Below are 21,527 nucleotides of genomic sequence, written 5' to 3' on the forward strand. Positions count from 1 at the left end.
ACCGATGAACGAAACGATCGATCGCGTCCCCCCGCATAACCATGAAGCCGAGCAATCGGTCATTGGCGCCATCTTCTTAGAACCACCATCCCTCATCACGGTTGCTGAAATCGTGATGGCGGAAGATTTTTACCGGATTGCCCATCAGAAGATTTTCCAGACGATGTTGAATTTATCGGATCAGGGAAAAGCGATTGATGTGGTGACCGTGACAGAAGAGCTTTCTGTCAAAAAAGAGCTGGAGGACGTTGGCGGCTTATCGTATTTAACGGAAATCGCCAACGCTGTCCCTACGGCCGCAAACGTTGCGCATTACGCTCACATCGTCGAAGAGAAGGCGCTGCTGCGCCGCCTCATCCGCGTAGCGACAACGATCGTGGAAGACGGTTTTACACGCGAAGATGAAGTGGAAGCGTTGCTTTCCGAAGCCGAAAAGAAAATGATGGAAGTATCGAGCCGAAAAAAGGCCGGTGACTTTACCCACATTAAAGATGTGCTGGTCAAGACCTATGACAATATCGAACTTTTGCATACACGCAAAGGGGACGTTACAGGCATTCCTACGGGCTTTCAGGACTTGGATAAGATAACTGCAGGGTTTCAGCGGAATGACTTGATCATCGTAGCTGCACGGCCTTCTGTCGGTAAGACGGCTTTCGCTTTGAATGTCGCGCAGAACGTCGCGACGAAAACAGACGAGAACGTCGCCATCTTCAGTCTGGAGATGGGCGCTGAACAGCTGGTCATGCGTATGCTCTGTGCGGAAGGCAATATCGATGCACAGGTGCTGCGGACAGGAGCGCTTCAAAATGAAGATTGGCGCAAACTGACGATGGCGATGGGCAGCTTATCGAATGCCGGAATTTTCATCGATGATACACCGGGGATCCGGGTCAATGATATCCGCGCGAAATGCCGCCGCCTGAAGCAGGAATACGGCCTTGGCATGATCATGATCGATTATCTTCAGCTAATCCAGGGGCCCGGCAAATCCGGTGAAAACCGGCAGCAGGAAGTATCGGATATTTCCCGTTCCCTGAAAGGCCTGGCGCGTGAATTGGAAGTTCCGGTCATCGCTTTGTCGCAGTTATCCCGTGGAGTGGAGCAACGGCAGGACAAGCGGCCGATGATGTCCGATTTACGTGAATCCGGAAGTATTGAGCAGGATGCCGATATCGTATCTTTCCTGTACCGGGAAGATTATTACGACAAGGAAACCGAAGATCAGAACATGATTGAAATCATTATCGCCAAACAGCGTAACGGCCCGACTGGTACGGTGAAACTGGCTTTTGTGAAGGAATACAATAAATTCGTCACCATCGACTGGAGTCAGCATGAATCCGGTGGAAACTTTTAAACACGAACATTAAATGTGGTAACACATTTATATGTTCGTGTTTTCTTCTATTTTATATTGACGATACCGTCTTTCATTGGTACAATTAACACTGTTTGAGACAGGGCATATGCCTAACGGAGGTGCGGACGATGACATCAGTCGTAGTAGTAGGAACGCAATGGGGAGACGAAGGAAAAGGAAAGATCACAGATTTTCTATCTGAACATGCAGAAGTGATTGCACGTTACCAAGGCGGGAACAACGCTGGACATACCATTATTTTTGGTGGAGAAACGTACAAATTGCATTTGATTCCTTCAGGGATTTTCTATAAGGATAAAACATCCGTAATCGGGAACGGCATGGTCGTAGATCCGAAAGCGCTTGTAAAAGAATTGAAAGGTCTTCATGACCGTGGAGTGACAACGGAGAACCTGCGCATTTCCAACCGCGCACATGTCCTATTGCCATACCACATCAAGCAGGACGAAGTGGAAGAAGCACGCCGCGGAGCAAATAAGATCGGAACAACGGGCAAAGGCATCGGACCTGCTTATATGGACAAAGCAGCGCGTGTCGGAATTCGCATGGCGGATTTGTTGGACCATGTTGTGTTCGAGGAAAAACTGCGCATGAACTTAAAAGAGAAAAACCGTCTGTTCGAAAAGTTCTATGAAACAGAAGGATTCACTGTAGAAGAAATCATGGAAGAGTATTATGCATACGGCCAGGAAATCGCTAAATACGTAACGGACACATCAAAAGTATTGAACGATGCCATTGATGCAGGCCGCCGCGTATTGTTCGAAGGCGCTCAAGGCGTTATGCTCGATATCGACCAAGGGACTTACCCGTTCGTCACATCTTCCAACCCGGTAGCGGGCGGCGTGACAATCGGTGCAGGTGTTGGCCCGACAACGATCCAGCACGTCATCGGTGTCTGCAAAGCCTATACTTCACGTGTCGGCGACGGACCGTTCCCCACTGAATTATTCGATGAAGTGGGCCAAAGAATCCGCGAAGTCGGCAAAGAATACGGAACAACCACTGGACGTCCACGCCGCATCGGCTGGTTCGACAGTGTTGTTGTGCGCCATGCAAGACGCGTCAGCGGTTTGACGGATTTAACGGTCAACTCGATCGACGTATTGGCAGGCCTTGATACGGTGAAGATTTGTACAGCTTACCGCTACCAGGGGGAATTGATCACGGAATACCCAGCGAACCTGCGTATGCTTGCTGATTGCGAACCAGTCTATGAAGAGCTGCCAGGCTGGCCGGAAGATGTAACCAACTGCAAATCACTGGATGAATTGCCTGCGAACGCGCGCCATTACTTGGAGCGTATTGCTCAATTGACAGGCGTTCAGATTTCGATTTTCTCTGTCGGTCCTGACCGTAACCAGACGAATATCGTTACGAGTGTTTGGAGATAATTTCAACTAAGAATCCATAAAAACTTCAGGAAGCAGTCGCCTTTGGGCGGCTGCTTTTTGTGGTTTTTTGTCTTTTCCCAGTTTCGTCACATGTGAAGAAGTGGAGGTGGAAAGCGTTGTGACAAATATGACAGATGATGGAGCGGTAAAGACGGAAAGAGTAAGGTTTTAGACTCGATTTCCATAGATTTTTTCTCAGCTGATTTGATGTAAAGCAAAATAAATCCAATTAATAACTATAAGTGGATTGAATGATACATTTATGTGACATAGGCTAATATTTTGTTGTTCATTGGGTTGATTATGATAAAGTTGGGAAGGCAAAAACCAGCATCTGCAGAATCGCTGCAGAAATGGTGCGCACTCGTTATGAAGGAGTTAACCAAGACATGAAATTCACTTTGAAAGAAAATAAAGGGCTTCAATTGAAGCTGGGGGCTGCAGCGGCGCTGTTGCTGTCAGTGATTGGAGCGAATACAATATTTGCGGAAAATCCAAAAGAAGAATTTGAAACGATTCATCATTTGTACAGCGAGGGTGAGTACCTTGGCGCGGTTTCACAGGAGGAGTCGATTGAAGAGCTGGTTGATGACAAGCTGGCGGCAGCGGACCAAAAGTTCAAAGAGTTGAAGCTGGAACCAAGCGAAGAGTTCAATGTGGTGACGGAGCAGAGCTTTTCACCGAATGCGGCTGATGAGGAAGAGGCATTGGAGCGGCTGGATGATCAATTGGCGATCCAGGCATCAGCCTTTGCCCTCGCAGTCGACGATGAATTGACGGTTTATTTAAAGGACCGGGCAGCGTATGAAGAAACCATCAGGCACTTGAAGCTTGCGGCTGTGCCTGAACCGGAATTGAAAGCTTGGGAAGATCAACAGGCTTCTGAGGAAAGCCTGCCTGAACTGAAAGCTGGAAAAACACGCATCACGGATGTGGCCATCGATCAAAAAATATGGGGTGTGACCAAACAGGTCGATCCGGAAATCGTCAAGACCCCGGAACAGGCAGCGGCTTTTCTCTTGGATGAAGCCAAAGTGAAGGTCACTGTGAAGAAAGAACAAAAAGAAAAAGAAGCGATCGATTACAAAGTCGTTGAAAAAGATAATAAAAACCTGTTTATCGGAAAAACAAAAGTGGATCAAAAAGGGAAAAAAGGCGAGAAGACCGTGAGCTATACGATCACTGAAGAAAACGGCAAGCAGCTGGAGCGCGTAAAAGATAGGGAAGAAATAACCAAAAAGCCTGTAGAAGAAATTAAGTTGAACGGCATTAAAGAACTCCCTGCAGTAGGAACCGGAAGATTTGCATGGCCGGCTGAAGGCGGCTATATTTCGAGTGAGCGTGGGCAGCGCTGGGGCAGGATGCATAACGGCATCGATATTGCCCAGCCGGATGGCCTTGCCATCAAATCTGCAGACCATGGAGTTGTGAAGGCTGCAGGAGCTGCAGGGACATTCGGCAATCGTGTAGTGGTCGATCACCAAAATGGCTACGAGACGATCTATGCCCATCTGTCAGCGATTGATGTAAAGGTAGGGGACACAGTTCCAAAAGGCACCAAGCTAGGGGAAATGGGGAATACGGGACGCTCGACAGGTCTCCACCTGCATTTGGAAATCTCATTGAATGGTGTTACCCAAAATCCACTAAATTATATCTCATCTTGATGTTCAGAACCGCGCCATGGCAATGGGCGGTTTTTCTTTGTGTCTAATGGGGCTGGACAGGGGCTTAGCCGCTGATAGGTGCGAAATGGCCTAAACAATGATAAAGTATAGGGTAGTAAAGAATGTGCAACGAAAAGAAAAAAGGGTGTAAGCGGGAAGAAAAAGGGGAGAATTAATGATGAGCAAAACCATTCTGGTTGTAGACGATGAGAAACCGATTGCAGACATTCTGCAGTTCAACTTAAAAAAAGAAGGCTTTAATGTAGTGTGTGCTTATGATGGAGATGAAGCGATCAAGATAGCGGGAGAAATCCAACCGGACTTGATGTTGTTGGATATTATGCTGCCAAATCGTGATGGCATGGAAGTATGCCGTGAAATCCGGAAGAAATTCGACTTTCCAATCATTATGCTGACGGCAAAAGACTCGGAGATCGATAAAGTTCTCGGCCTGGAATTGGGTGCGGATGATTATGTCACCAAACCTTTCTCGACCCGTGAATTGATTGCACGCGTGAAAGCGAATTTGCGCCGCCAAAATATTGCGCCGGCTGAAGAAGAAGGCCAAAACTCAAACGATATCCAAGTCGGCTCACTAACGATTCAGCCCGATGCCTATCTTGTGTTGAAGCGTGAAGAAACCATTGAATTGACCCACCGTGAATTCGAATTGCTGCATTACCTCGGCAAGCATATCGGCCAGGTGATGACGCGCGAGCATTTGCTGCAGACGGTATGGGGATATGATTATTTCGGCGATGTTCGGACAGTGGATGTCACGATTCGCCGATTGCGTGAAAAAATCGAAGACAACCCGAGCCATCCAGCATGGATCGTAACGCGTCGCGGTGTCGGGTATTATTTGCGAAATCCTGAACAGGAGTAACTGAATGTCAAAAGTAAACTTTTTAAAATCGATACATGTAAAATTTGTTTTGATCTATATTCTGCTGATTCTTTTAGCCATGCAGATTATCGGACTTTATTTTGCCCAACAGCTTGAAGAAACCCTGAAAGGGAATTTTGAAAGCTCTATTGAAGACCGGATGGAAATCATCGAATTCAGTGTGCGGGAAGAAATGATCAAAGAACGTACAGAGGAAGATTTGACGCTTGAGCAGACGCTGCGGACAGTGTTATATGGTTTCCAATCGGATGATATCAATGAAATCCGCGTCGTCAACACACGCTACAGTATTTTGGCGTCTTCGGACATCGAAAACCAATCGTTGGTCGGCCAACGATCGACAACCGACCTGGTACGGCAAACCATTATCGGAGAAACCGAAATGGAACAGACCTACGTCGACCCAGACAGCGAAGAGCGGGTTTGGGTGCGAACCCAGCCGATTATTGCAGCAGGCGGCGAGGTTCTTGGTACCTTATACGTTGTAGCGGAAATTGAAAACGTCTATGACCAAATGGACGATATCAATTCCATACTCGCGGGAGGCACCGCCATTTCCCTGGTCATCACGGCAATTTTAGGAATCCTGGTCGCCCAGACGATTTCACGGCCGATTGCGGATATGCGCAAGCAGGCACAGGCCATGGCAAAAGGGAATTTCTCGCGTAAAGTACGGGTGTACAGCGATGACGAAATCGGCCAGCTTGCCCGGGCCTTCAACCATTTGACGAACAGGCTGCAGGAATCCCAGCAGTCGACCGAAAGTGAGCGTCGCAAACTGGCGTCGGTCCTTTCCAATATGACGGATGGCGTGCTGTCGACAGATAGAAGAGGCCGAATCATCCTGATCAATGACCCTGCGCTCCAATTGCTTAATGTTTCACGTGAAACGGTGATTAATCGCCCGGTAACGAGCATATTGGGGTTGGAAGAAGAATATACGTTTGAAGACTTGATCGATATGAAAGAGGCAGTAACACTTGATTTCGGTTCACACGAACAAAGTACCTTATTGCGAACGACATTTTCGGTCATTCAAAAAGAGACCGGCTTTGTCAACGGGTTGATTGCAGTTTTGCATGACAATACCGAGCAGGAAAAAATCGATATGGAACGCCGTGAATTCGTGGCCAATGTATCGCACGAATTGCGGACGCCTTTGACCACTATGCGCAGTTACCTGGAAGCATTGGCTGATGGCGCGTGGCAGGATCCGAATCTGGCTCCGAACTTCCTGAATGTCACGCAGACAGAAACAGAGCGGATGATCCGGCTCGTCAATGATTTGCTGAAGTTATCAAAAATGGACTCCAGCGAAACCGAAATGAGCAAGGAAATGGTCGAGTTCAATGTCTTTTTCAACCGAATCATCGACCGTTTTGAAATGTCGAAATCACAAAAAGTGCGTTTTGAACGGCATTTGCCCAAAGAACAGTATTTTGTGGAAATCGATCCTGACAAACTGACGCAGGTAATTGATAATATTATTTCCAATGCGTTGAAATATTCTCCGGAAGGCGGAAAAATCCGCTTTGGCATGACTGTGGAAGAAGGATTTTTATTGATCCAAATCAGTGATGAAGGAATGGGGATTCCGAAAGAAAATGTAGATCGTATTTTTGATCGTTTTTACCGTGTCGATCGCGCAAGATCCCGTGAAATGGGCGGGACTGGTTTAGGGTTGGCCATTTCAAAAGAAATGATCAATGCACATGGAGGCGTCATCTGGGCAGAGAGCAAGTATGGAAAAGGAACGACTATTTTCTTTACACTGCCTTTCGAGATGGACGATGGGAGTGAGTGGGATTGAAATATGTAGAGCAAATTAAATCGTTTGCGTTACTTTTGCTGATCCTGCTCAGTCTGGCATTGACCTTCACCATCTGGACTTTCACTCCTACACACGAAACCATCGAGCCGTCGACTACAGTGGATGAGCCGATCGCACAAACCAAAAATCCTGAGGAAGTTGTCAGGCCTGTAAAATTACTGTTTCATACTGAGGATACGGTTAGAGGAACTACTGAACAAAGCAATATCAATCTGCTGATCGACTCTCTGAAACTATGGGAGATCCAAGATATAAGAGTGGTACAGGAAGATGCGACTCCTGCGACGCTGGAATCCTATATGCATAGCGCGAACCGTGCCGTTATCTACTACCCGGGCGTGGTTCCTTTTCCGGTATTCGATTCGATCACCAATATTGTCGATACGGCGATTCCTGAATCTTCATTTGACCGGATCGTCATTGAATGGGAAGCTCCGGCTAACGATCGTCCGGCTTTGTATTTCATCAATAGCCTATCGGGGAGAATTTATAAAGCCGCTGTTCCGGCAGAAGATCTGCGCCAATTCCAAGCTGACATTTTACCGGAAACGGTTGACTACGAACCTTATATTACTGATGAAAAAATCGGGCCCTTACCGATTTATGTACAGGAAGACGAAGTCGAGAAATCCAGCATCTATTACGTACTGGAAGAAACACCGACTGCAAAATTTGCTGAAGCTTTGCTCGACAGCCCGGGGCTGGCATTGTCAGCAGATTTAACGACACAGGAATACAAAGATGATTCCGGTGCGCTGATGAGGGAGAATTCGGCCAACAAAAGCATCAGCTATATTCAGCCGAAAGCTGAAACTTCCGATCCGGCAATTCCTTCCGACCTGTTATTCGATTCCTTCGGCTATATCAATGAACATGGCGGCTGGACGGATGATTATTTCTACGCCGGAATGAATTCGGTGAGCCAGCAAATCAAGTATCAATTGTATGTAGAAGATTTACCGGTTTTCAGTACCAGCACCACAACCAGCTTGGATATCATATGGGGGATAGACGCTGGCGAGGAGCAGGTTTACAGCTATCTTCGTCCGACCTACCAGCTGGATTCTGAAGCTGAGAAAAGAGTGGCCATCCTGGCTTCCGGAGAAGCGGTTCTAAAAGCCATCACAGAAATGGACGATCAGGATCCATCCGATGTAACGGCGATTGCCCCTGCCTATAAGTTGACGAGAAGTGAAGAGCGTTTGATCACTTTTGAGCCGGCATGGTATTTCGAAGTGAATGGTGTATGGACCGAACTGACGAGCGAATTGACAGGAGGGCGTAAACTTGGATTGGAATAAAACCAAGACGATCTTTATCATTGTCTTTTCTATTTTGAACGTCTTTTTGTATTCCTTGTATTTGGACCGTTATACAGAATCCAAAAACACGGAAGTCCTTTCGGAATCTTCAGTGGAGGAAAAAATGAAAGGTGACGAAATCACCTATTCGAATCTGCCGGAAATTACCGAGAGCATGCCGTATATTCGCGGGGAAACGAAACTGCTCACTGCTAAAGAAGCACCACAAGAAAATGTTCAGGTCAATATCCAAGATGGGAAACAGTTGCAGGTTGCCTATGAAGCGCCTGTTCCCCTGACAGGGGGAGAAGAAAGCGCGGAAGCCTTGACGATGTTCGTTGAAGAAAATGTTCATGAAGGTGCTTCCTACGAATTATGGGAAATCGATGAAGAACAAAACAAAGCTGTCTTTTTCCAAAGCTTTGAAGGGGATACGCTATACCTTAGCAAAGATGGGAAATTGACCGTTTACTGGGATAATGCAGGGAATATTGTCCGTTACGAACAAACGATGTTCACGGATATTATTGAAAACGAAGAACCGAAAGAATTAGTGTCCGCCATCAGAGCGATTCACACGCTTTACCAAAAAAATATGCTGGAACGTGAATTGGCGATTACGAAAACCGAGTTGGGCTATTCCGTCCATGTACAAGTATCGGAAAATCGCCATATGTTTGTACCGACCTGGCATATTCAAGCGGAGCTTTCCGATGGCAGCCGTCAGGACTTTTTCGTGAATGCCGTAAAAGATGGCGTCATCGAGTTGAACAAACAACAAGAGGAAGAAGTAGAGTAAGGAGATTTTGCTATGCAATTCAGTGTATTAGCCAGCGGCTCAAGCGGCAATGCCACTTATATAGAAAATGGGGAACATTCCTTCCTGGTCGATGCGGGACTCAGCGGCCGCAAGATGGAAGAGCTGTTTGCGGCAATCGGCAAGAAAATGAGCGATTTGGATGGAATTTTGGTCACGCATGAACATAGTGACCATATCAAAGGGCTTGGCATCGTTGCGCGCAAACACAAGGTGCCCATTTATGCCAATGCCAAAACCTGGACAGCAATGGACGGACTGATCGGAGCGGTTCCGGTCGAACAGCGTTTCCATTTTGATATGGATACTGTGAAGACCTTCGGTTCGCTGGATATTGAATCCTTTGCCGTGTCCCACGATGCAGCAGATCCGATGTTCTACGTTTTTCATGCGGGCGGCCGGAAGTTGTCGCTGATTACCGATACCGGCTATGTCAGCGACCGGATGAAAGGCGTGATTCAGGCGTCCGATTCCTATGTGTTTGAAAGCAATCATGATGTCGGCATGCTCCAGATGGGCCGCTATCCATGGTCTGTCAAACGCCGGATTCTCAGCGATGTCGGCCACGTCTCCAATGAAGATGCAGCAGTCGCCATGAGCGAAGTGCTTGCTGAAAAACCGACCCGAATTTACCTGTCGCATTTGAGCAAAGACAATAACATGAAGGACCTGGCACGCATGAGCGTCGAACAGACCCTGCAGACAAAAGGCATCATCGTTGGCGAGTATGTCGACCTTCTCGATACGGATGCCAATATCCCAACTAAATTAATTGTTGTGTAACTAACGGCCGGAAGCGGATCAGCTTCCGGCTGTTTTTGGTTGGAGGGAGATAGACAAATTGGCGAAGCGGTTTCTAAGAAGATGAATATATAAGGTGAACTAAAGATTTTCACCTGCTGATATTCCACAAATCAGCTCCATATCTTTTATGAATATAGTGGAGGCACAGAGGCTCACTTCGAATTCACTATATCTCTTAACGCCGGCGCGTTCAAGGGCTGGGCTTCTTGCGGGAGCCATGCCCAAAGTGTCCGAAGCGTTGAGTGAAAGCTCATTTCTTTAGTCCGACTTAGATAGTATAATTCCTAATTTTAAAATCTAAAAAAGCCGGAAACTCTTCCAGCTTGCTTTGTCTGTTTCAACTTTCTAAACTAAGGTTAAAGAGATAGAAGAAGAGAAAGGATGAAGGCAATGGGCTATTACAATCAGACACCGAGTGGCAGGCAAAAGCCGAGCCGTTTGGGCGCATTTGCTGCAGGGCTGGCGGGAGTGGCGGCCGGTGCTTTATTGGTATGGTTGTTGTTCTATACGATGCCAGAGCTGAGACCCGATACGGGCAGTGAAACGCAAATCGTCCAACAGGAATCCGAGGGGCAATCCGAGTCGGTTTCAGTCGAAATTACGACGGATGTGACAGAGGCGGTTGAAATTGCAGCGGATGCTGTAGTAGGAGTTACAAATTTGCAAGCGGTCGGTGATTTCTGGTCCCAATCACCTCAGCCTCAACAGGAGCAGGAAGTTGGAACCGGGTCAGGCGTCATTTATAAAAATGAAGATGGAACAGCTTATGTCGTCACTAACCATCACGTGATCGACGGTGCCAGTGGCATAGAAGTGACGCTTTCTGATGGTTCTAAAGTGGAAGCGACTTTGGTCGGGAGCGACATCTGGACCGACCTTGCTGTTTTGGAGATGGATGGAGCTAATGTACAGGGTGTTGCCCAATTCGGTGATTCGGATGCCTTAAAACAAGGAGAGACCGTCATCGCCATCGGCAATCCGCTGGGCCTTGATTTCTCGGGCTCGGTGACAACAGGCGTCGTGTCCGGAACAGATCGAGCAGTCCCGGTGGATTTGGACGGGGATGGTCAGGAGGACTGGCAGGCGGAAGTGCTGCAGACGGATGCTGCGATCAATCCCGGCAACAGTGGCGGTGCGCTTGTTAACCTGGCAGGTCAGCTGATCGGCATCAATTCCATGAAGATCGCTACCTCAGCAGTGGAAGGCATCGGCTTTTCGATTCCGATCAATTCCGCTATGCCGGTTATCCGTTCACTTGAAGAAAACGGCGAAATGATTCGTCCGGCAATGGGGATTACATTGATGGATCTTGCTCAAGTGCCTCAAATGCACCGCGAGGACACCTTAAACTTGCCTGAAGACGTAACACAAGGTGTTGTCGTTAATTCAGTTGTAGATGGATCAGCCGCAGATGAAGCCGGAATGGCGCAGTATGACGTCATTGTGGAGATGGATGGTGTAGCGATAACGGATATCATCGAATTGCGCCAGCATCTGTACAATGAAAAAGAAATTGGCGACACGATGACGGTAAGTGCTTACCGTGATGGCGAATTGATGGAGTTTGAGTTGGAGCTTGTTGATAATTCAGCTTTATAGGAGTGAACCCGTGTAGAATTTCGATTCTACGCGGGTTTTTTGCTGTTTAGGTTAAGAAAGACTTTAGGTGGACAATCGAGCGCCTTCCGTTGTTTCTTCAAAGGGAGTTAAAATATAAACTATTGTTTTGCTGATAAGCTTTGGTGTAATACTATTCGAAATTGCAAATGCGGTAGATTAATCACAGCATGTATTGTTCGAGAATGGAAAAAGAGTGTGTGGATAACTTTTTGACTGTAAATTTTTTATTAACAATCCACAGCGGGAGAAAAGCTTCGCTATCCGTAGCTCTTTTCTTCTGTTAAAATGGGTTGTGGATAAAAGGTGATGAAATGTGCATAACTGTGTGGAATATTCGGAAATCGAAAGAGGTGTAAAAAATGGAGATAAAATGCTGTAAAACCCATGTAGATCATGCGTTGGACATGTTCGTAGCAGAGACGAAAAGCTATCCAATACTTACAGAATTATCAGAAACAGAAAAGTTATCCACAGTCTGCGACTATTGTGAAGAGGCTGCAACGTATCTTGTGGCAAACGAGTGATCGGGCACAAGATGTAGAAAAACCTGTGGATATGTGTATAACATTTGTGTGTAACTTGTTTGTAAATTTATTGTGAAGGGGGATAACATGTGAATATCTCAATTATCAGTGTGGGAAAGCTGAAGGAAAAATACTTGAAGTCGGGTATTGAAGAGTACACAAAACGGCTGGGAAGCTATACAAAGATAAATGAAATCGAAGTAGCAGACGAAAAAGCGCCGGAACAATTGAGCGAGGCGGATATGGAAATCGTCAAAAAGAAGGAAGCGGAGCGGATTTTGGCGAAAATTTCCCCGGATGCATATGTTATTGCGTTGGCGATCGACGGCAAAATGAAAACCTCCGAGCAGCTGGCAAAAGACATCGAATCGCTGATGACCTACGGCCGCAGCAAAATCGTCTTTGTCATCGGCGGATCTTTGGGGCTGCATGATGAAGTATTGAAGCGGGCGGATGAAAAACTGTCGTTTTCGAAGATGACGTTTCCGCATCAGTTGATGAGGTTGATTTTGGTGGAGCAGGTTTATCGGGCTTTCCGGATTATGAAGGGTGAACCGTATCACAAGTAAATAAGGTTTTCTAACAGTGTACGCACGAAAGTAAGGAGCAAGTCCTGCTCTTTTGTTCTGCCTCTCCCGACAAAATAAAAGAAGCGCCAGGATCATCCTCTTGGCGCTTCTTTACATTTAAAAATGAAATACAGAAACTTTCACGACGTTGCTTGCTCATTAAATACATTTGCACCGGCTTCTGCAACTTGCACATCATGAGGCACTGAACTTCCACTGACGCCGATGGCACCCACTACTTTGTCATCGATGACAAGCGGGATTCCCCCGCCAAAAACGACGAGGCGACCGTTGTTGGTTGTATTCAACCCATAAAGTTCAGCTGCAGGAACGGTCGCATCCGCCAGGTTTCCTGTTGGCATTTTTAGGGCTACGGATGTCCATGCTTTGTTTTGGGCGATGTCGATACTCGCCAACCAAGCATCATCCATCCGGTGAACGGCAACTAGGTTGCCGCCATCATCCACAACAGAAATGACCATGGCAATGCCGAGTTTAGTGGCTTCTTCTTCAGCACCAGCAATCACTTTCTTTGCCAATTCCAATGTAATTTTATTCATAAGAAAGAACCTCCTTGTTTTTCTATGAGCATATAGGAAAATATCTTACTTATTAAAATTTCCATGAGGATCGATGACAAACTTTTTGGAAGCGCCTTGGTCAAATTCAGCGTATGCTTCCGGTGCTTGGTCTAAAGTGATCACCGTTGCATTTACCGCTTTGGCAATTTGTGCTTTACCGCTTAAAATCGACATCATCAAGTCACGATGGTACCGCATCACTGGAGTCTGGCCTGTTACAAAAGTATGTGCTTTTGCCCAACCAAGTCCTAGGCGCACCTTTAAGGTTCCGATTTTTGCATCCTCGTCGGAAGCACCTGGATCACCGGTTACATAGAGTCCAGGTATACCAAGACGTCCACCTGCACGCGTAACTTCCATAATGGAATTTAATACAATAGCTGGTGCTTCACCGGCTCCCTCGCCATGTCCACTAGCTTCAAAGCCGACGCAATCAATCGCGCAATCCACTTCTGGGACACCCAGGATTTGAGCGATTTGCTCCCCAAGATCTGGATGTTCCCGAAGGTTTACGGTTTCACAGCCAAAACTATGGGCCTGTGCAAGTCGCTCCTTGTTTAAATCACCCACGATGACAACAGATGCACCCAGCAGTTGGGCAGAATGGGCAGCGGCTAAGCCTACAGGGCCAGCCCCGGCAACATAGACAGTAGACCCTGGTTTTACACCAGCACTCACGGCACCATGATAGCCTGTCGGGAAAATATCAGAAAGCATCGTTAGATCCAGTATTTTTTCCATCGCCTGATCTTTGTCCGGAAATTTCAGCAATTGGAAATCTGCGTAAGGGACCATGACATATTCCGATTGGCCACCGACCCAACCGCCCATGTCGACGTAGCCATAAGCAGAACCTGGGCGATCCGGATTTACGTTCTCGCAAATATGGGTATCTTGCTCTTTACAACTGCGGCAGCGGCCGCAAGCAATATTAAATGGGACAGACACGAGGTCGCCTTTTTTAATGAATTCAACATCACGGCCCACTTCAATGACTTCGCCTGTTATTTCATGGCCGAGGACGAGCCCTTCAGGAGCTGTCGTCCGGCCGCGCACCATGTGTTGATCACTTCCGCAAATATTCGTTGTAACGATTTTTACAATCACTCCATGTTCACATTTGCGCCCTACATTCAATGGATTTACCCCGGGACCGTCTCTAATGATCAATTCAGGGTAACTAATGTCTTCAACCGCTACACTTCCAGCACCTCTGTATACCACCGCTCTGTTTCCTGCCATTTCTGTCATCTCCTATCCAATTTTGCACATATCAGATTTACTCTTTGCACCAAGGCCAGCATCTGAGAAAGGACGAAACTGTAATAGATTATATTAACTATTCTCTATCTTCCGTTTATTCTAAATTATAATTCTTTTTATTGGAAGAACGCACTTTTTTGTGAGAAGGTTACCAAAAGGATACTTTCAGGAAGAAATGGGAGGAAGGGGCAGTCTCATGGATGATTTGCGGTCAGAAATAAAAAGGGAAATTGAGTATGGCGAATTTAATTGCGAAAAAGAACTGACCTTGTCTATCATTAGCGGCAAATGGAAAATCATCATTATTTATTATTTAGGAACAGAGGGTGTTTTACGATTCAGCGAGATTAAACGTTTGCTTCCAAAAATTACGCATAAGGTGCTCACTACTCAAATCAGGGAGTTAGAAGAGGATGGTATTGTTCATCGGAAAGTATTTCCTGAAGTTCCGTCGAAGGTGGAATATTCGTTGACAACTTTGGGGGAAAGCCTAATTCCAATCGTGTTGATGATGGATGAATGGGGAAAGAAAAACATCAAACACTTTCCGATTGCAAAGAATGTGTGAGGATCTCTTCGCGGGGTCCTCTTTCATTTCCAAAAAGAACTGCTGGTCTCCGATTGATTTGGACCTTCGTGTAGATGGGCTGCGGTCTGCATATTCCATAAGTAACTCAGATTTATGGTTATAATTTTAGTCAAAGAAGAGGTAACGCTCTACCTAAAGATGAGAAAGAAAGGTGAACTGTTATGAAAATTATTGTTTTCGGAGCAACAGGCGGTGTAGGCCAATCCGTCGTGAAGCAAGCCGTGGAGAATGGTTTTGACGTCACAGCGTTTGTACGGACGCCCTCAAAACTTGAACTTACACATGAGAAGTTAAGTGTAGTCCAAGGGGATGCCTTCAATCCAGCGGAAGTGGCAGCGGCAATAGCGGGCCATGACGCGGTCGTGTCGTGCTTAGGCTCGAGCCAGGGAATGAAGAAATCGTCAGAGCTCCAAGAGATGGTGAAAAATATCGTGGCAGGTATGCAGGAACATGATGTGAAACGGATCGTCTACACGGCCTCTGCAGGAATTTACAACGAACTGCCGGGCATAAGCGGGAAGTTGATGATGGGTATGCTTAAGAATGCACTGAAGGATCACCGGGCTGCGACTGATCACATTGAAGCCCATGGACTGGACTACACAATTGTTCGGCCGATGGGGTTAACGAATGGTCCGTTTTCAGGCAAGTACAGAGAAGCGGCGGAAGGTGTACCGGAAAAATCGAAGTCCATCTCACGTTCGGATGTTGCCCATTTCATCCTAAAAGCATTGAACGACAAGAAGTATGAAACCACCTCGATTGGAATTGCACATTAAATCAGTATAACTACTACGGAATTCAACAAAATCCGTAGTAAGGCACAGCACACGAAGGAGGAGTCGACAATGATCAGCGAAACAGATTTAAAGCATTTGCGGCGATGTGTGGAGTTGGCGGAAACCGCATTAGGGAAAGGTGACCAGCCATTCGGTTCCGTACTTGTTTCGGCTGCGGGAGACGTTCTATTTGAAGACCATAACCACGTGGCAGGTGGTGACCATACACAGCATCCGGAGTTTGCGATCGCAAGGTGGGCGGCCAATCATTTGTCTCCTGAAGAAAGAAGCAAAGCGACGGTTTATACGTCAGGAGAACATTGCCCGATGTGTGCGGCGGCTCACGGATTGGTCGGCTTGGGAAGAATCGTGTACGCAAGCTCATCTGCACAATTGGCTGATTGGCGAAGCGAAATGGGCGCCACGCCATCGCGTGTGCGGAATCTGCCGATACAAGAAGTGATCAAGGATGCAGCAGTAGACGGGCCAGTTCCTGAACTGGCAGAGCGGGTCCATCAACTTCACCGGCGGTTACAGGAAGAGAGCCGTTAAGCGGGTTGTGACATTAACTTGAATAGTAGCTCTATTTCTTTCTTTGCCTAAAATATTGGTATAATAACAGAGTGTCAAAAGCTGACCAAAGCTTTGGATGCTCTTTTTTTGTGCATCACACGGATTTTATTAGCCAGGGAGTTGGAATTGGAAATGAACAAAAAAGATATAGCAGATATTCGTAAACGATTTAAACTGGATACCGATTTATTGAAAATCGCTGAAATCTATAACATCTACATCCAACAGGAAAGTACAGAGATCTACCACGAGGAGAGCCGCTCCTTTGCCATGTTGGACCGCGAGCAGCAGGAATTGTTTTTCGATAACTTTAAAAAGGTCTTAGGCGGGAAACTGGATGCCAAAATGTTCGAAGTGAAATTCCAGCCGCAAGAAGAGGGACAGGCGGACCATACGCAGAAGCTGCTGTATGAAGGGCTTCAGGCCGCGGAGGTTGCTGAATGGAAAGAGAATATGCAGCGCATCGCCTTGAAGATGGTGGAAGAGCGCCCCTATGAAAAAGATATGGTGGTCACGTTCATCCGCGGAAATTACTCTAAGACGACGAGACGCCAGCCCGACGAAACGGAAATCGACATGCGGGATGAAGTCTATACGACTTCGTTTATCCTCTGCAGCATGAACCAAACCGAATTGCCGAAAAGTTCACTGGTCTTTGATTTTGTCGAAAAGGAGTACAAGGCAAATGTGCTGGTCGACCCCGTCATTAAACTAAGCTCGCCAATCGGAGGATTTTTGTTCCCGAGTTTTACGGATAACGCCGCAGACATCCATCACATCCTGTACGCAGCGGGCAAAGCCAATAAACCGGACTTCCAGTTTATCGAGAATGTCTTGAATGGTGATGAAATTGTTACGGCTGAGGAAGAAAAAGCGGTATTCGAAGAAATTGTCAAAGCCGTTATTGGCGGCGATGAAGTGAATTCAAGAACGCTCGCCGGCGTATACGACGAAATCAACCAGATGCTGGTTGTGGCACAGGAAAGTGAAGACGACGAAGAAAGTGCGCCGATTTTGGATACGACTGAGATTACACGTGTGCTGAAGGCAAGCGGTGTAAAAGATGTCAGCGCGGAAAAAGTAGAGCGGGCATTCCAACAGGTGGTGGAGGACAAGACCTATGAAATGAAAGCAAGCCATATCGTGCCAAGCTATGCATCCAAATCCATCAAAATCAGCACGAAAGTCGCGAATATTGCGATCAGTCCCCAAGACTTACGATACGTCAAAGAAGTCAATTACAACGGCAAACGCTGTATCCTGATCGAAGTGGAAGAAGACACGATGATCGAAGGGTTCAAGCTGCTTGCGGAAGAAGAGTTGGAGTAGGGGAACTTGATCCTTGGGCTGGTGATGTAATAGGGAAAACAGGTGTTTTATGGAGATTGCAGGTTTTAGCCTCATCATTTTGATTGCCTCCATTCTCCAGAAGAGTACAGGGTTCGGCTTTTAATGGATGGGATTGACAGTCTGCAGCACTCTTTTAATCTAACCACTTTTATTTTTAATTCATAGAGAGTACTGTACTTGTTGTATCAACAAGAAAAAAAGCGGAATCCACCACAGGATTCCGCTTTTTACTCTCCAGAACAACAATCGAAAGTTACTCAACCGTAAGCTTTAGTGAGAGGCTTGGTCATGTCCACCACATCTCATCCAAAGACTCTTTGACCATAACTGGTTTCAAATTCTCTACAGCTTTCGTAAATCCTTCATTAATCGACATCAGCCCGTCCTCGTGTTCGATGCTGACGACATAATCGTAGTCGTAGAGGCGTAAGGTGCTGATGATGTCCGCCCATGTTTTTTGATCGTGGCCGAATCCAACAGTGCGGAAATACCACGCACGATCTTTCATCTCGGAATAGTCGGTCATATCGGTCAAGCCATTGCGGTTGGTGTTCTGTTGATCGATGACGGTGTCCTTGGCATGGAAATGGTGGATGGCGTTTTCGCGTCCAAGAATTTTGATGGCTTCTACTGGATCGATGCCTTGCCACCACATATGGCTTGGGTCCAAGTTCGCCCCGATGGCCGGACCGCACGCGTTACGCAGCCGCAGCATGGTTGCAGGAGTGTGTACGGAAAAGCCGCCGTGGAGTTCAAGGCCGATTTTGACGTTGAGCGATTCGGCGAGACTGTTTTTTTCTTTCCAATAAGGAATCAACTTTTCTTCCCACTGCCATTTCAGGACTTCCTGGAAATCGTTTGGCCATGCAGCGACCGGCCAATTGGGGTACAGCGCGTTTTCGTGGTCGCCGGGACAGCCGGAAAATGTGTTGACGACCGGAACTCCAAGTTTTGAGGCCAGCTGCAGGGTCTTGACGAGCAATTCATCCACAGGACCCGCAATCTGCTTTTGCGGATGGAGCGGGTTGGCATGGCAGCTGAGGGCGCTGATGATCAAGCCGGCATCTTTGATTTGTTGTGTGAAAGTTTTCTGTTTTTCCTCATCTTCAAGCAGCTCATCCAATTTGCAATGAGCATCTCCTGGATAGCCGCCGGTGCCAAGTTCGATTGCCTCGATGCCTTTTGAAGATACATAAGCGAGCATGTCATCAAAGTTTCTATCGGAAAATAATACAGTAAAGACTCCCAATTTCAATAGAATCCCTCCAATCTTGTTTTCTGAATATACTGACATGTAAACCGTTACATTATTAACATATAGAAATAATGTATTTAAATCAATGTATTTTTAATTAAAAAAAGATTATTGACAGATAATTCTGAATAAATTAAGATGAAAATGTAATCGATTACATTTCGGGTCGAGAGGGTCGTACGAGAAAGAAGGAAAGAATATGGCAAACATCCAACAAGTGGCTAAGTATGCAGGGGTTTCAGTTGCAACGGTCTCACGGGTGCTCAATGGAAAAGATAAAGTAACAGCCAAAACAAAACAGAAGGTGGAGGAGGCGATTCAATATCTAAACTATGAGCCAAGCATGCTCGGCCGAAACCTGCGGAATTCGGAAAGTCGCATTGTACTGATTCTGATTCCGACGATTTCGAATCCATTCTACTTTGAGATCATCAAAGGAATCGAAAACATGGCACTCAGCCAGAATTACAGTATTTTATTATGCGAAACGGATTCGAAGCCGGAAAAGGAGGAGATTTATTTCGATTTGCTGCGGAAGAAGATGGCGGATGGGGTTATTTCGATGGATCCTGCGGTAAACGTGGAGACCTTAAAAGAGCTTGCTGAAAACTACGCCATTATCCAATGCAGTGAATACGGAGGAGGCATTGGAATTCCATATGTCACCATCGACAGCGAAGAAGCTTCTTATCGTGCGGTAAAGCATCTGATCCAGATCGGACACCGGAAAATCGCATTGATGAATTCCGATGAGAAATTCCTCTATGCCCGCGAACGGCGGATGGGCTATGAGCGGGCACTCGATGAACACGGTATTCCGCTGAATGGGGATTATATCTTCTATACGCAGGAACTGGGTTTTGAACAAGGACAGCTGGCTATGAAAAAAATTCTTCAGTTAGAAGACCGGCCGACCGCAGTATTTGCCGTCTCAGATTTATTGGCGATCGGTGCTCTCAAAGAAATCAATGCTGCAGGCCTCAACGTGCCGAAAGATATTGCCGTAGTCGGTTTTGATAAGATTGATTTTTCCAATATGACAAATCCGGCACTGACAACAGTCGCCCAGCCGATGTATAAAATGGGAACGGTAGCGGCACGTATGCTGATTGAGAAGATACAGGGGAAAACCGTGGACAGTGTAGTTTTAGGCCACGAACTGGTTATACGGGAATCGACGACGGGGTGAACCAGCTGAGTTCAGCGCTCTATTATTAACGTGTTTGATGGTGGAGCGCTGGCCTTAGCTGTTAATGTAATGCTTGCATCAAAGGGGAGCTTATAAAAAAATGAAGGGGTGAATAAAGTGAAGAAATTATGGATCATTTTATTGTCTATCATCACAATTTTTGCATTGGCAGCATGCGGCAACGCGGAAACAGAGGATGCAGGTTCAACAGATGAAGGAGGAGGAGATGAGCAATTGACGATTGGCATCTCACTTCCTTCGGCAACGCACGGCTGGATGGGGGCATTGATCGAAAGTGCTGAACAGCAGGCGATGGCTTTAAAAGAAAGCGAAGGCATTGATTATGTCATGACCAACGCAGCAGACCCGAACACACAGGCAAACGACGTGGATGACCTGATCGCGCAGGAAGTGGATGTTATTGTCATGCTGCCGATCGAATCCGCGGCTTTAAGTCCGGTCGGACAAAAAATTAAAGATGCCGGCATTCCGCTGGTCATCGTTGACCGTGAACTTGAAAATGATGCAGCGACGGTAGTGGTCAAAGGGGACAATGAAGGCATCGGTGTCAATGCCGGGAAATACTTCGTGGAACAATTGAATGGCGAAGGGAAAATCGTTGAAATCACCGGTCCCCCAAGTTCTGTGACCGAACAGCGGGGCTCAGGATTTAAAGAAGCCGTTGAAAGCGAACCGGGTATGGAAATCATCGCTTCACAAAGCGGAGATTTTTCGACTGAGACATCACTGGAAGTTATGCAGAACATCCTGCAGGCAAACCCAGAAATTGATGCGGTCTTCACACAGGATGATGGCATGGCACTAGGCGTATTGCAGGCGATTGAAGAAGCAGGCCGTACGGATATCCAGTTTGTCACAGGCGCAGGCGGAGCAAAAGGCGTTTTTGAAGATATTCAAAACGATGGACTTATGAAAGCCACATTCCTTTACTCGCCGACTATGGTGGAAGACGCGGTGAAAATTGCGGCAGACATTGCCCAAGGAGAAGAACCGGCTGAATCGATGGTCGTGAAGGAAGCGACGCAAGTAACAAAAGAAAACGTGGATGAGTATTACGATCCGGAATCGAAATTCTAAGTGAACTGCTGGGAAATGCAATGGAGCCATTG

The 21,527-nt window shown here is 46.7% G+C and carries 20 protein-coding genes; 17 read left to right on the forward strand and 3 right to left on the reverse strand.

Annotation, left to right across the window (positions count from 1 at the left end; translation table 11 throughout):
* The first annotated feature begins 4 nt into the window (after positions 1-4).
* The 11 genes from dnaB to rlmH all read left to right on the forward strand — a co-directional run bounded on the left by dnaB (position 5) and on the right by rlmH (position 12,818).
* Positions 5-1,360, forward strand: a complete 1,356-nt coding sequence (gene dnaB / locus ACRC6Q_RS00155) for a replicative DNA helicase (RefSeq protein WP_223643353.1) — start codon at positions 5-7, stop codon at positions 1,358-1,360.
* A gap of 131 nt (positions 1,361-1,491) precedes the next feature.
* The gene (locus tag ACRC6Q_RS00160) at positions 1,492-2,778 is read left to right on the forward strand and encodes an adenylosuccinate synthase (protein ID WP_223643355.1); all 1,287 of its coding nucleotides are present in this window, start codon (positions 1,492-1,494) and stop codon (positions 2,776-2,778) included.
* 389 nt (positions 2,779-3,167) lie between these two features.
* Positions 3,168-4,445: a peptidoglycan DD-metalloendopeptidase family protein gene (locus ACRC6Q_RS00165; protein WP_431465453.1), complete on the forward strand. Its 1,278-nt coding sequence runs from the start codon at positions 3,168-3,170 to the stop codon at positions 4,443-4,445.
* A 178-nt stretch (positions 4,446-4,623) separates the two neighbouring features.
* Positions 4,624-5,331, forward strand: a complete 708-nt coding sequence (gene yycF / locus ACRC6Q_RS00170; RefSeq protein WP_146555369.1) for a response regulator YycF — start codon at positions 4,624-4,626, stop codon at positions 5,329-5,331.
* A 4-nt stretch (positions 5,332-5,335) separates the two neighbouring features.
* The gene (gene walK / locus ACRC6Q_RS00175) at positions 5,336-7,162 is read left to right on the forward strand and encodes a cell wall metabolism sensor histidine kinase WalK (RefSeq protein ID WP_431465454.1); all 1,827 of its coding nucleotides are present in this window, start codon (positions 5,336-5,338) and stop codon (positions 7,160-7,162) included.
* Positions 7,153-8,484 carry a YycH family regulatory protein gene (locus tag ACRC6Q_RS00180; RefSeq protein WP_223643361.1) on the forward strand — a complete coding sequence of 444 codons (1,332 nt, stop codon included), beginning with the start codon at positions 7,153-7,155 and terminating at the stop codon, positions 8,482-8,484. The genes walK and ACRC6Q_RS00180 overlap by 10 nt, the downstream gene beginning before the upstream one ends.
* A complete protein-coding gene (locus ACRC6Q_RS00185; RefSeq protein WP_223643363.1) occupies positions 8,471-9,283 on the forward strand; it encodes a two-component system regulatory protein YycI in 813 nt (270 codons plus the stop codon). The genes ACRC6Q_RS00180 and ACRC6Q_RS00185 overlap by 14 nt, the downstream gene beginning before the upstream one ends.
* A 12-nt stretch (positions 9,284-9,295) precedes the next feature.
* Positions 9,296-10,084, forward strand: coding sequence for an MBL fold metallo-hydrolase (locus tag ACRC6Q_RS00190; protein WP_431465455.1), 789 nt, complete (start codon positions 9,296-9,298; stop codon positions 10,082-10,084).
* Between the two features lie 411 nt (positions 10,085-10,495).
* Complete coding sequence (locus tag ACRC6Q_RS00195) at positions 10,496-11,704, forward strand: S1C family serine protease (RefSeq protein WP_431465456.1); 1,209 nt, start codon at positions 10,496-10,498, stop codon at positions 11,702-11,704.
* A gap of 380 nt (positions 11,705-12,084) precedes the next feature.
* Positions 12,085-12,249 carry a CxxH/CxxC protein gene (locus ACRC6Q_RS00200; RefSeq protein WP_431465457.1) on the forward strand — a complete coding sequence of 55 codons (165 nt, stop codon included), beginning with the start codon at positions 12,085-12,087 and terminating at the stop codon, positions 12,247-12,249.
* Between the two features lie 89 nt (positions 12,250-12,338).
* Entirely contained in the window at positions 12,339-12,818 is a 480-nt protein-coding gene (gene rlmH / locus ACRC6Q_RS00205; protein ID WP_142830272.1) for a 23S rRNA (pseudouridine(1915)-N(3))-methyltransferase RlmH, read from the forward strand.
* Positions 12,819-12,958: 140 nt separating this feature from the next.
* Here the strand turns inward: rlmH and ACRC6Q_RS00210 are convergent, their stop codons facing one another.
* Together ACRC6Q_RS00210 and fdhA are read right to left on the reverse strand one after the other, a co-directional pair.
* The gene (locus ACRC6Q_RS00210) at positions 12,959-13,378 is read right to left on the reverse strand and encodes a GlcG/HbpS family heme-binding protein (RefSeq protein WP_431465458.1); all 420 of its coding nucleotides are present in this window, start codon (positions 13,376-13,378) and stop codon (positions 12,959-12,961) included.
* Between the two features lie 45 nt (positions 13,379-13,423).
* On the reverse strand, positions 13,424-14,641 hold the full coding sequence (gene fdhA / locus ACRC6Q_RS00215; protein ID WP_223643377.1) for a formaldehyde dehydrogenase, glutathione-independent: 1,218 nt from the start codon (positions 14,639-14,641) through the stop codon (positions 13,424-13,426).
* A gap of 217 nt (positions 14,642-14,858) precedes the next feature.
* Between fdhA and ACRC6Q_RS00220 the strand changes: the two genes are divergently transcribed.
* The 4 genes from ACRC6Q_RS00220 to ACRC6Q_RS00235 all read left to right on the forward strand — a co-directional run bounded on the left by ACRC6Q_RS00220 (position 14,859) and on the right by ACRC6Q_RS00235 (position 17,932).
* Complete coding sequence (locus tag ACRC6Q_RS00220; protein ID WP_223643379.1) at positions 14,859-15,230, forward strand: winged helix-turn-helix transcriptional regulator; 372 nt, start codon at positions 14,859-14,861, stop codon at positions 15,228-15,230.
* A gap of 182 nt (positions 15,231-15,412) precedes the next feature.
* Positions 15,413-16,030: an NAD(P)-dependent oxidoreductase gene (locus tag ACRC6Q_RS00225; protein ID WP_431465459.1), complete on the forward strand. Its 618-nt coding sequence runs from the start codon at positions 15,413-15,415 to the stop codon at positions 16,028-16,030.
* 69 nt (positions 16,031-16,099) lie between these two features.
* Positions 16,100-16,582 (forward strand): nucleoside deaminase, encoded by a 483-nt coding sequence (locus tag ACRC6Q_RS00230; RefSeq protein ID WP_223643383.1) that lies wholly within the window; start codon positions 16,100-16,102, stop codon positions 16,580-16,582.
* Positions 16,583-16,735: 153 nt separating this feature from the next.
* Positions 16,736-17,932: a DUF4317 domain-containing protein gene (locus tag ACRC6Q_RS00235; RefSeq protein WP_394121125.1), complete on the forward strand. Its 1,197-nt coding sequence runs from the start codon at positions 16,736-16,738 to the stop codon at positions 17,930-17,932.
* Between the two features lie 307 nt (positions 17,933-18,239).
* On the opposite strand, the gene ACRC6Q_RS00240 is transcribed toward ACRC6Q_RS00235, so the two are convergent.
* The gene (locus ACRC6Q_RS00240) at positions 18,240-19,208 is read right to left on the reverse strand and encodes a sugar phosphate isomerase/epimerase family protein (RefSeq protein ID WP_431465460.1); all 969 of its coding nucleotides are present in this window, start codon (positions 19,206-19,208) and stop codon (positions 18,240-18,242) included.
* A gap of 199 nt (positions 19,209-19,407) precedes the next feature.
* Here ACRC6Q_RS00240 and ACRC6Q_RS00245 point away from each other — a divergent pair, with 199 nt between their 5' ends.
* Together ACRC6Q_RS00245 and ACRC6Q_RS00250 are read left to right on the forward strand one after the other, a co-directional pair.
* Positions 19,408-20,397 carry a LacI family DNA-binding transcriptional regulator gene (locus ACRC6Q_RS00245; RefSeq protein WP_431465461.1) on the forward strand — a complete coding sequence of 330 codons (990 nt, stop codon included), beginning with the start codon at positions 19,408-19,410 and terminating at the stop codon, positions 20,395-20,397.
* A gap of 117 nt (positions 20,398-20,514) precedes the next feature.
* Positions 20,515-21,495 (forward strand): substrate-binding domain-containing protein, encoded by a 981-nt coding sequence (locus ACRC6Q_RS00250; RefSeq protein WP_223636062.1) that lies wholly within the window; start codon positions 20,515-20,517, stop codon positions 21,493-21,495.
* The last annotated feature ends 32 nt before the right edge of the window (positions 21,496-21,527 follow it).

Origin of the sequence: Planococcus sp. SE5232, from assembly GCF_050686535.1 — a bacterium.
Taxonomy (GTDB): Bacteria; Bacillota; Bacilli; order Bacillales_A; family Planococcaceae; genus Planococcus.

What these genes read in the sequence shown, in the direction of transcription:
- ACRC6Q_RS00165 (WP_431465453.1), top strand. Translation starts at nt 3,168, where the DNA reads ATGAAATTCACTTTGAAAGAAAATAAAGGGCTTCAATTGAAGCTGGGG.
- walK (WP_431465454.1), top strand. Translation starts at nt 5,336, where the DNA reads ATGTCAAAAGTAAACTTTTTAAAATCGATACATGTAAAATTTGTTTTG.
- yycF (WP_146555369.1), top strand. Translation starts at nt 4,624, where the DNA reads ATGAGCAAAACCATTCTGGTTGTAGACGATGAGAAACCGATTGCAGAC.
- ACRC6Q_RS00190 (WP_431465455.1), top strand. Translation starts at nt 9,296, where the DNA reads ATGCAATTCAGTGTATTAGCCAGCGGCTCAAGCGGCAATGCCACTTAT.
- ACRC6Q_RS00245 (WP_431465461.1), top strand. Translation starts at nt 19,408, where the DNA reads ATGGCAAACATCCAACAAGTGGCTAAGTATGCAGGGGTTTCAGTTGCA.
- ACRC6Q_RS00225 (WP_431465459.1), top strand. Translation starts at nt 15,413, where the DNA reads ATGAAAATTATTGTTTTCGGAGCAACAGGCGGTGTAGGCCAATCCGTC.
- ACRC6Q_RS00195 (WP_431465456.1), top strand. Translation starts at nt 10,496, where the DNA reads ATGGGCTATTACAATCAGACACCGAGTGGCAGGCAAAAGCCGAGCCGT.
- dnaB (WP_223643353.1), top strand. Translation starts at nt 5, where the DNA reads ATGAACGAAACGATCGATCGCGTCCCCCCGCATAACCATGAAGCCGAG.
- ACRC6Q_RS00230 (WP_223643383.1), top strand. Translation starts at nt 16,100, where the DNA reads ATGATCAGCGAAACAGATTTAAAGCATTTGCGGCGATGTGTGGAGTTG.
- fdhA (WP_223643377.1), bottom strand. Translation starts at nt 14,641, where the DNA reads ATGGCAGGAAACAGAGCGGTGGTATACAGAGGTGCTGGAAGTGTAGCG.
- ACRC6Q_RS00210 (WP_431465458.1), bottom strand. Translation starts at nt 13,378, where the DNA reads ATGAATAAAATTACATTGGAATTGGCAAAGAAAGTGATTGCTGGTGCT.
- ACRC6Q_RS00235 (WP_394121125.1), top strand. Translation starts at nt 16,736, where the DNA reads ATGAACAAAAAAGATATAGCAGATATTCGTAAACGATTTAAACTGGAT.
- ACRC6Q_RS00220 (WP_223643379.1), top strand. Translation starts at nt 14,859, where the DNA reads ATGGATGATTTGCGGTCAGAAATAAAAAGGGAAATTGAGTATGGCGAA.
- ACRC6Q_RS00200 (WP_431465457.1), top strand. Translation starts at nt 12,085, where the DNA reads ATGGAGATAAAATGCTGTAAAACCCATGTAGATCATGCGTTGGACATG.
- ACRC6Q_RS00160 (WP_223643355.1), top strand. Translation starts at nt 1,492, where the DNA reads ATGACATCAGTCGTAGTAGTAGGAACGCAATGGGGAGACGAAGGAAAA.